Origin of the sequence: Kitasatospora sp. NPDC127111, assembly GCF_042677465.1 — a bacterium.
Taxonomy (GTDB): Bacteria; Actinomycetota; Actinomycetes; order Streptomycetales; family Streptomycetaceae; genus Kitasatospora.
Genome location: NZ_JBHXTG010000023.1, coordinates 91034 through 100717, shown reverse-complemented (window position 1 = coordinate 100717; position 9684 = coordinate 91034). Strand labels below are relative to the sequence as shown.

Below are 9684 nucleotides of genomic sequence, written 5' to 3'. Positions count from 1 at the left end.
GCCGTCCTGCGCGCCCGCTGCGACGCCGGCGCCGCCGCCATGATGGTCACCCACGAACCCCGCCACGCCGCCTGGGCCGACCGCGTCGTCTTCCTGCGCGACGGCCGGATGGTCGACGAGAGCGTCAGCCAGGACGCCGGCAGCCTGCTCGTCTCCGCGGCCACCAACGCGAAGGGTCCGGTGGGAGAGTGAGGCTCAGTTCCTGGCGGGTCGCCCTGCGCATCGCCCGCCGCGACGCCCTGCGCGCCAAGGGCCGCAGCGCCCTCGTCGTCGCCATGGTCGCCCTGCCCGTCCTCGGTGTCTCCGGCGCCGACGTGGTCTTCCGCAGCGCCGAACTCGACCCGGTCGAACGGGTGGTCCGCACCATGGGCCAGTCCGACGCCGAGATCCACCTGCTCGACCGCGGCGCGGTCGTCCTGCAGGCACCGGACCCGGAGGAGGACCTGCACTACGAGGCCCCCGGCGAGGCCAAGCAGGAGAACGGGCAGCCCAAGTACACCCCCGAGCAGCGTCGCAGCCTCGACACCGAACCCGCCGAGCTGATCCGCCAGCTGCTCCCGGCCGGTGCGACGCTCGTCCCGGTCCGCCAGGGCCCCTACACCGCCACCAGCACCGCCGAAGGCCTGCTCAGCACGCAGGTCGTCGAGGCCGACCTCACCGACCCGGTCTGGAAGGGCCGGATCGACCTGGTCGAGGGGCGCGCCCCGAGCGCCGCCCACGAGATAGCCGTCACCCGGGACTTCCTCGACCGCTCCGGCCTGAAGCTCGGCGACAAGACGTCCCCGCGCGGCCTGGAGGCCACCCCGTACACCATCACCGCCGTCGCCGAGTACCCCGGCGAGCTGAAGACCACCGGGCTGATCGCCCGACCCGGCGGGTTCATCGACCAGCTCGCCAAGCTGCCCGGCGCCGACAGCGGCAAGGGGCGGCTCCCGGGGGAGGGGGAGACCACCCGCTGGCTGGTCGAGCTCGCGCCCGGCACCGCCATCGACTGGCCCAAGGTGACGGAGTTCAACAAGTACGGCTACACCGTCGCCGCCCGCAGCGTCGTGCTCGACCCGCCGCCCCGCTCCGAGGTGCCGCTCTACCAGCGGCGGAGCGAGGACGGCGGCGGCACCAGCTACTTCGACAAGACCTCCGTCGTGATCCTCGCCACCGTCGTCGGCATGGCCCTGCTGGAGATCGTGCTGCTCGCGGGCCCCGCCTTCGCCGTCGGGGCCAGGCGCTCCCGGCGGCAGCTCGGCCTGCTCGCCGCCGGCGGCGGTGACCGCGCCAACGTCCGCGGGGTCGTCCTCGGCGGCGGCATCGTCCTCGGCGTCACCGGCGCCGCGGTCGGCCTGGCCGTCGGCGTCGGACTGGTCGCGTTGCTGCGCACCCGGGCCGAGGAGTTCGCCGGGAAGCGGTTCGGCCACTTCGACCTGCAGCCGCTCGACCTGCTCGGCATCCTCGCCATCGGCCTGGTCACCGGCCTGCTCGCGGCCGTCGTCCCGGCCGTCCAGGCCTCCCGGCAGGACGTCGTCGCCGCGCTCACCGGGCGCGACTCGCTCAAGCCGCCGAGTCGCAAGCTCGCCGTGCTCGGCCTGCTGATGCTGGCCGGCGGCGCCGCGCTCGCCCTGGTCGGCGCGACCAGCGGCATCGGCAGCCGCAGCATGGCCGTCCTCGGCGGCTCGGTGATCGCCGAACTCGGCATGGTCGCCCTGACCCCCTACCTGGTCGGCCTGTTCGGCCGGCTCGGCCGCTGGCTGCCGCTCGGCCCCCGCCTCGCGCTGCGCGACTCGGTCCGCCACCGCGGACGCACCGCCCCCGCCGTCGCCGCCGTCATGGCCGCCGTGGCGGGCTCCGTCGCCGTCGGCATCTACACCGCCAGCAGCGACGAGCAGCAGCGCCGCGAGTACTCCGCCGCCGGCCCCGCCAACGCGGTCATCCTGGCCAGCGGCTGGGGCGCGGCCGCGGACGGCAAGCTGCTGCCGCAGCTGCGCGCTGCCGTGCAGAACAACATCCCGGCGCTCGGCACCCGGGCCGACGTCCAGAAGGCCAACTACAAGGGGGACTGCTCCGGCTACGCCGGGAACTGCGGCTACGTCAGTACCACGCTGCCCAAGGAGCGGCGCTGTCCGCTGTACGACCAGGACGCCGACTCGATCCCGGACGACGAGGCCAACCGGATGCGCCGGGAGGACGAGCGCTGCAAGGGGGGCGCCTCCTACCGGGCCAACCCCTTCGGCGACCTCAACGTCGGCGACGGCACCCTGCTGCACCACCTCTACGGCGTCGGCGACCCGGCCGCCGGCCGGGCGCTCGCCGCGGGCAAGGTCGTCGTCTTCGACCCGAGGTACGTCAAGGACGGCAAGGTCCTGCTGGAGCTGACCGAGCCCACGGACCCGGCCGCCCTCAAGGCGAGCCCGAACCACCAAGCGGCCCACCACCAGGTCGCCGCCGACGCCGAGCTGGTCACCGCCGGCATCCCGACCAGCGGCGGGCAGGCCGTGATGAGCCCGGAGACCGCCCAGCGGCTCGGGCTGACGCTCGGCGACGCCGGCTCGGTCTGGCTGCCCGCGTCCGCGCCGTCCGACAGCGCCGAGCAGAAGGCGAACGCGGCGATCGCCAAGCTCGCCGACGGCACCCAGTTCCAGATCGAGCGCGGCTACCGGTCGGAGGCCGACCTGATCACGCTCGGCCTGAGCGCCTTCGCCGGCCTGGTCGCGCTCGGCGCGGCCGGCATCGCCACCGGCCTCGCCGCCGCCGACTCGCAGCGCGACCTGACCACGCTCGCCGCGGTGGGCGCCGCACCGCGGATCCGCCGCACCCTCTCCGGCTTCCAGTGCGGGGTGATCGCGGCGATGGGCGCCCTGCTCGGGGTCGTCGCCGGGGTGGTGCCGGCCGTGGCCCTGCGCAAGGTGGAGGGCATCGCGGTCGGCTACCCGGGCATCACCCCCGAGGAACTGGCCGACCGGAGCGTCGTCGTGTTCCCGTGGCTCAACATCGGGGTCACCGTGGTCGTCCTGCCGCTGCTCGCGGTGGCGCTGGCCGCCCTGCTCACCCGCTCGCGGATCTCGCTGCTGCGCCGCTCCGTCTGACCGGCCCGCCCGTCCCCGCCGCCCCCGGCCGCCCCGCGCGTCCGGGGGCGGCGGCGTGCCGGCGGGCCGCCGCGGGGTGACGGAGGCGGCCGGGGTGACGGAGGTTACAGCCCCGGCGGCGACCGGTGGCCGGACGGCCGGGGCGGACACCCGCACGGGCGAACTAAAGTCGTCCGTATGACGAGAACCCCGGACAGCGTCGTCCGCTCCTTCATCGACCAGCACCAGGCCGCCTTCCTGGCCGACCTCTCCGACTGGCTCCGCATCCCCTCGGTCTCCGCCGACCCCGACCGGGCCGGTGACGTGCGCCGCTCCGCCGAGTGGCTGGCGGCGAAGCTGCGCGACACCGGCTTCCCGGTGGCCGAGGTCTGGGAGACGGACGGTCTGCCGGCGGTCTTCGCCGAGTGGCCGTCCGGGGACTCGTCCGCGCCGACCGTGCTGGTCTACGGGCACCACGACGTGCAGCCCGCGGCCAAGGAGGACGGCTGGGCGACCGAGCCGTTCGAGCCGACGGTGGTCGGCAAGCAGCTGTTCGCCCGCGGCGCCGCCGACGACAAGGGCCAGGTGTTCTTCCACACCCTGGGTCTGCGCGCCCACCTGGCCGCCACCGGGCGGACCGCGCCGGCCGTCAACCTCAAGCTGCTGATCGAGGGTGAGGAGGAGTCCGGCTCGCCGCACTTCGCCGACCTGGTCCGCCGCGAGGCCGGCCGGCTGGCGGCGGACGTGGTGATCATCTCGGACACCGGCATGTGGTCGGAGTCCACGCCGACCGTCTGCACCGGCATGCGCGGGCTGGCCGACGCCCAGATCGACCTGTACGGCCCGGACACCGACATCCACTCCGGCTCCTTCGGCGGCGCCGTGCCCAACCCGGCCGCGGTCGCGGCGGAGCTGGCCGCCGGGCTGCACGACGGCGACCGCCGGGTGGCGATCCCGGGCTTCTACGACGGCGTGGTCGAACTGACCGAGCGGGAGCGCGAGCTCTTCGCCGAGCTGCCCTTCGACGAGGCGCGGTGGCTGGAGGTCGCCAAGTCGTACGGCCTCCGGGGCGAGGCCGGCTACTCGACCCTGGAGCGGATCTGGGCCCGGCCGACCGCCGAGGTCAACGGCATCTGGGGCGGCTACACCGGCCCCGGCGGCAAGACCATCGTCCCGGCCTCGGCGCACCTCAAGCTCTCCTTCCGGCTGGTCGCCGGCCAGGAGGTGGAGAAGGTCCGGGAGGCGGTCCGGGCGTGGGTGGCCGAGCGGGTGCCCGAGGGCGTCCGGTACGAGCTGGTGTTCCCGGGGGCGACCCGGCCCTGCCTGACCCCGCTGGACCACCCGGCGCTGCAGTCCACCGTCCGGGCGATGGGGCGGGCGTTCGAGCAGCGGATCCTGTTCACCCGGGAGGGCGGTTCCGGCCCGGCCGCCGACCTGCAGGACGTGCTCGGCGCGCCGGTGCTCTTCCTCGGCATCTCGGTGCCCTCGGACGGCTGGCACTCGGTCAACGAGAAGGTCGAGCTGGACCTGCTGGCGAAGGGCGTGGAGACGGCCGCCTACCTCTGGGCCGACCTGGCCGAGAACTGGCGGCCGGGCGATGCCGGTGCCTGAGGGCGCCAACGCCCGTGTCCGGCGGGCGACCACCGATCCAGCTGACTCATCACGTGGGGACGGAACGAAGTGAGCACCATGCCTGAGACCGAACGCCCGCTCAACCTGGCACTGGCCCGGGCCGGGGTGGACCGGGCGGCCCAGCACCGGTTCGACGAGCCCTGGCTGGCGGCGGCGTGGAGCCACCCGGCCACCAAGGTGCTGCCGATCGCCGGGGGCGAGGCGTTCGTGGTGGACACCGGGAGCGGCACCGAGCTGGTCCTGCTGCCCTCCTTCGAGGCGCCGCAGACCGGGGACCGCTACTTCCTCGGCACCGACGAGGACGGCGTCTCGTACTTCGCGCTGGCCGGCGAGAGCCTGCCCGGGCGGCTGGACGGCGACGCCCGTCCGGCCGGCCTGCGCGAGGTCGGCGCGCTGCTCTCGGACCGGGACGCCGGGCTGCTGGTGCACGCCGTCGCCCTGGAGCACTGGCACCGGCTGCACAGCTTCTGCTCGCGCTGCGGGCACCCGACCGAGAAGGCCGGCGCCGGTCACGTCCGGCGCTGCACCTCCTGCGCGGCCGAGCACTACCCGCGCACCGACCCGGCGGTGATCATGATGATCACCGACGAGCAGGACCGCTGCCTGCTCGGGCGTCAGGCGCTCTGGCCGGAGGGCCGCTGGTCGACCCTGGCCGGTTTCGTCGAGCCGGGGGAGTCGATCGAGCAGGCGGTGGTCCGCGAGGTCTTCGAGGAGGCCGGGGTGCGGGTCGCCGAGGTCTCCTACGTGGCCAGCCAGCCGTGGCCGTTCCCGTCCAGCCTGATGCTCGGCTTCATGGGCAAGGCCCACCCGGACGGCACGGCGATCACCGTGGACGGGGAGGAGCTGGCCGAGGCGCGCTGGTTCTCCCGGGAGGAGCTGAGGGCCGGGATGGCGGCCGGCGAGATCCTGCCGCCGTCCGGGATTTCGATCGCCCGTCATCTGGTCGAACTCTGGTACGGCGGGCCGCTGCCCTCGGCGGCGCGCTGGTAATTCCGTCGAATGGGGGGCGCGTGGCGTATTGCCGTGCGCCCCCCATTTCTCTTCCGTGCCCTCCGGTGTGGCTTCCGCCCGGCGGCTTTCCCCCGATGCCGGCGGCATTCCTGAGCCGAACGGGTGATGGCGGGCGATTTCCCGTAGGCCGGGCGGTCGGATGTTCGTATCCGGAGGGGTCCGCTCGCGCAGCGCTCCGCCGCTCCGACCCGACCCGTCGCAGGCCGCCCCGGGCCCGCCGCCGCCGATCCGGGCCGACATTGCCCGAATCGGCTGAAACGGCGTCACCGCCCTCGCTACATTCACTCGGGTGACAATCCCCCGGGGCACCGCCCAATCCCCCAAATACCAGCGCCTCGCCGCCGATCTGCGCCGCCGGATCGCCGAGGGCGAGTTCACCGCCCAGGCCGCCCTGCCGGTCGAGAGCGAACTGGAGCGCCAGTACGGCGTCGCCCGCAACACCGTCCGGCTGGCCGTCGACGTCCTGGTCAACGAGGGCCGGCTGGTCCGCCTCCAGGGCAAGGGCACCTACCTGCGGGAACACCCCGTCCTGGACCACCGCGCCTACGGCCCCACCCCGCCGTCGGCGCCGCTCCCGCCCGGGCCGCTGCCGCCCGCGCCGCGCGAACCCCAGACCGGGCCGCGCGACTGCCTGGCCGCGCCCACCACCGTCTACCTCGGCGAGGCCGCCGAGGCCGGCCGGGAACTCACCACCGACTTCGAGATGATGATCGTCCGGGCCCGGGTGGACATCGCCGAACGGCTCGGGCTGCGGCCCGGCGAGGCCATCGTGGTCCGCCGCCAGCTGCGGATGCTGGACCGCGAGCCGTACTCGATCGAGGAGAGCCACTACCGGGCTGGCCTCGCCGCCGGCACCCCGCTGATGGAGCCCGACCAGATCGACGGCGGGGACGAGGCGGTGCTCGCCGCGCTCGGCCGCACCGAGGTCGGCGCCGTCGACCACCTGGTGGCCCGGATGCCGGGCCCCGAGGAGGCGCAGTGGTTCCAGGGCGGCCCCGGGGTGCCGCTGATGGTCCAGACCCGGGTGACGTTCGACCGGCGCGGGCCGGTCCGGGTCATCGAGACCCGCTACTCCGCCGACCGCAGCCGGCTGGTCTACGGCGTCGGCGACCTCGCCGCGCGGGCGCAGCTGCCCGCGCCCGCCGCGCCGGTCGACCCGGCCCGGGCCGACGCGCCGTGACGCGCCGGCCCCGGGCCGCGGGCGCCGTCGGTCCGCCGTGTCGCCGGGCCGGTCGGGCGGGTCAGGCCGCCAGGGCCTTCTTGACCTGGAGCAGGCTCGGGTTGGTCATCACGATCTGCTCGCCGCCGCCCTCCGGCTTCACCAGCACCGTCGGCACCGTCTGGTTGCCGTTGTTCACCGACTCGACGAAGGACGCCGACGCCGGGTCCTCCTCGATGTTGATCTCGGTGTAGCCGATGCCCTCCCGGTCCAGCTGGCTCTTGAGGCGGTTGCAGTAGCCGCACCAGGTCGTGCTGTACATCGTGACGCTGCCGGACATCGAGGGGACTCCTTCGGGAAGAGGGGCGTGCGGTCTCGGGGGAGAACGCCCGCCGCGCACCGGTCATTCCGCGGCACCGGACGGTCCGCGGGCGCCCGGGAGCGGGGACGCCCCCGCGCGCCCGGTCGCGTCGATCATCCTGCGATCACACCGGGCCTGTGGACAACCCCGCCCGGGTTGTCGGCCCGGGCTGAGAGGATGGAACGCATGCAGGAAGACCTTCTGAGCGGCAGCCCGTTCGACTTCGGCGGCGCCGGGCCCGCCACCGGCCCCGACGCGGTGCTCGCCGGGCTCGACCCGGAGCAGCGGGCCGTCGCCACCGCCCTGCACGGGCCCGTCTGCGTCCTCGCCGGCGCCGGCACGGGCAAGACGCGCGCCATCACCCACCGGATCGCCTACGGCGTGCGCAGCGGTGTCTACCAGCCCGCCCAGGTCCTCGCCGTCACCTTCACCGCCCGCGCCGCCGGCGAGATGCGCGGCCGGCTGCGCCAGCTCGGCGCCGACGGCGTCCAGGCCCGCACTTTCCACGCCGCCGCGCTGCGCCAGCTCCAGTACTTCTGGCCGCGCGCCGTCGGCGGGCCGGTGCCCCAGCTGCTGGAGCGCAAGGTGCAGCTGGTCGCCGAGTCCGCCGGGCGCTGCGGCCTGCGGGTCCAGCGCACCGAGCTGCGCGACCTCACCGCCGAGATCGAGTGGGCCAAGGTCACCCAGATCGGGCCCGACGACTACCCCGCCGCCGTCCAGAAGTCCGGCCGCGAGGCCCCGCGCGACCCGGCCGAGACCGCCCAGGTCTACCGGGTCTACGAGGAGACCAAGAGCCGCCGCGGCGTCATCGACTTCGAGGACGTCCTGCTGCTCACCGCCGCCATCCTGGAGGACCGGCCGGACATCGCCGACCAGGTCCGCGCCCAGTACCGGCACTTCACCGTCGACGAGTACCAGGACGTCTCGCCGCTCCAGCAGCGGCTGCTCGACCAGTGGACCGGCGCCGGGGGCGGCGCCAGCCTCTGCGTGGTCGGCGACGCCAGCCAGACCATCTACTCGTTCACCGGGGCCACCCCCGACTACCTGCTGAACTTCCGCACCCGCCACCCCGAGGCGACGGTGGTCAAGCTGGTCCGCGACTACCGCTCGACCCCGCAGGTCGTCCACCTCGCCAACGGGCTGCTCGCCCAGGCCCGCGGCCAGGCCGCCCGGCACCGGCTCGAACTGGTCTCCCAGCGCGAGGCCGGCCCCGAGCCGGTCTACACCGAGTACGAGGACGAGCCCACCGAGGCCGAGACGACGGCCCGCCGGATCCAGGAGCTGCTCGCCTCCGGAGTCCGGGCCAGCGAGGTCGCGGTGCTGTTCCGCACCAACGGCCAGTCCGAGGTCTACGAGCAGGCGCTCGCCGACCTCGGCGTCTCCTACCAGCTCAAGGGCGCCGAGCGGTTCTTCGAGCGGCCCGAGGTGCGCGACGCCGGGGTCCTGCTGCGCGGCGCCGCCCGGGCCGGCTCCGACCCGCTCACCGACGGCACCCCCGGCCTGGCCGCCCAGGTCCGCGCGGTGCTCGCCACCCGCGGCTTCACCCCCGAGCCGCCGGCCGGCTCCGGCGCGGTGCGCGAGCGCTGGGAGTCGCTGGCCGCGCTGGTCCGGCTCGCCGAGGAGTTCGAGCGCACCCGCGCCGCCGCCGGGGAGGGCGCCGACCTCGCCGCGTACGTCGCCGAGCTGGACGCCCGCGCCGCCGCCCAGCACGCCCCGGCCGTCGAGGGCGTCACGCTGGCCTCGCTGCACGCCGCCAAGGGCCTGGAGTGGGACGCCGTCTTCCTGGTCGGCCTCACCGAGGGCACCCTGCCGATCATCTACGCCAAGACCGACGAACAGATCGAGGAGGAGCGCCGGCTGCTGTACGTCGGCGTCACCCGCGCCCGCAAGCACCTCTCGCTCTCCTGGGCGCTCTCGCGTTCCCCGGGCAGTCGCGCGAGCCGCAAGCCCACCCGCTTCCTGGACGGACTGCGGCCGGGCTCCGGCCTGCCCGGCGCGCGCGCCGGGAGCAGGGGCGGGCGCGGCGGCGTCGAGCCCGGCGAGCGCTCCGCCGGGCGCCGGGTGCGCGGGCCGGTCAAGTGCCGGGTCTGCGAGCGGGTGCTCACCGAGGCGGTCGAGCGCAAGCTCCGCCGCTGCGAGAGCTGCCCCTCCTCCATGGACGAGGCGCTGTACGAGCGGCTGCGCGAGTGGCGGGCCGCCCAGGCCAGGAAGCAGGGCGCGCCGGCCTACGTGGTCTTCACCGACGCGACGCTGATGGCGATCGCCGAGGACGTCCCCGCGACCCGGCAGGAGCTGGCGGTGATCTCGGGGGTCGGCGCGATGAAGCTGGACAAGTACGGGGCCGCCGTGCTCTCGTTGTGTGCGGGGGAGGAGCCCGAGGAGGATCCGGCCGACGTCGAGGACGGCGGTCCGGGCGAACCGGCCTGAGCCGGTCCGGGGCAGAGGTGGCAGGCGCTTCGAGGCGC

The 9684-nt window shown here is 75.0% G+C and carries 6 protein-coding genes and 1 pseudogene; 6 read left to right on the top strand and 1 reads right to left on the bottom strand.

The features are described 5' to 3' along the window. The 5 genes and pseudogenes from ACFVHB_RS16875 to ACFVHB_RS16855 form a co-directional block, all read left to right on the top strand. Positions 1–192 (top strand): annotated as a pseudogene (locus tag ACFVHB_RS16875) (ABC transporter ATP-binding protein); the annotation flags it as partial. Next, a complete protein-coding gene (locus ACFVHB_RS16870; protein WP_380321797.1) occupies positions 189–3077 on the top strand; it encodes an ABC transporter permease in 2889 nt (962 codons plus the stop codon). The pseudogene ACFVHB_RS16875 and the gene ACFVHB_RS16870, both read left to right, overlap by 4 nt. 177 nt (positions 3078–3254) lie before the next feature. Beyond that, on the top strand, positions 3255–4667 hold the full coding sequence (locus tag ACFVHB_RS16865) for a dipeptidase (protein WP_380321794.1): 1413 nt from the start codon (positions 3255–3257) through the stop codon (positions 4665–4667). 78 nt (positions 4668–4745) lie between these two features. Further along, the gene (gene nudC, locus ACFVHB_RS16860; RefSeq protein ID WP_380321791.1) at positions 4746–5678 is read left to right on the top strand and encodes an NAD(+) diphosphatase; all 933 of its coding nucleotides are present in this window, start codon (positions 4746–4748) and stop codon (positions 5676–5678) included. A 310-nt stretch (positions 5679–5988) separates the two neighbouring features. Beyond that, entirely contained in the window at positions 5989–6879 is an 891-nt protein-coding gene (locus ACFVHB_RS16855) for a GntR family transcriptional regulator (RefSeq protein ID WP_380321788.1), read from the top strand. Between the two features lie 61 nt (positions 6880–6940). Here ACFVHB_RS16855 and ACFVHB_RS16850 read toward each other — a convergent pair whose 3' ends face one another. Continuing rightward, positions 6941–7198, bottom strand: a complete 258-nt coding sequence (locus ACFVHB_RS16850; RefSeq protein ID WP_380321785.1) for a mycoredoxin — start codon at positions 7196–7198, stop codon at positions 6941–6943. 279 nt (positions 7199–7477) lie between these two features. Between ACFVHB_RS16850 and ACFVHB_RS16845 the strand changes: the two genes are divergently transcribed. Beyond that, positions 7478–9646, top strand: coding sequence for an ATP-dependent DNA helicase UvrD2 (locus ACFVHB_RS16845; RefSeq protein WP_380321823.1), 2169 nt, complete (start codon positions 7478–7480; stop codon positions 9644–9646). Positions 9647–9684: the final 38 nt, after the last annotated feature.

Excerpts from the sequence above, each read along its gene's own strand:
- nudC (WP_380321791.1), top strand. The coding sequence starts at position 4,746 with ATGCCTGAGACCGAACGCCCGCTCAACCTGGCACTGGCCCGGGCCGGG.
- ACFVHB_RS16850 (WP_380321785.1), bottom strand. The coding sequence starts at position 7,198 with ATGTCCGGCAGCGTCACGATGTACAGCACGACCTGGTGCGGCTACTGC.
- ACFVHB_RS16865 (WP_380321794.1), top strand. The coding sequence starts at position 3,255 with ATGACGAGAACCCCGGACAGCGTCGTCCGCTCCTTCATCGACCAGCAC.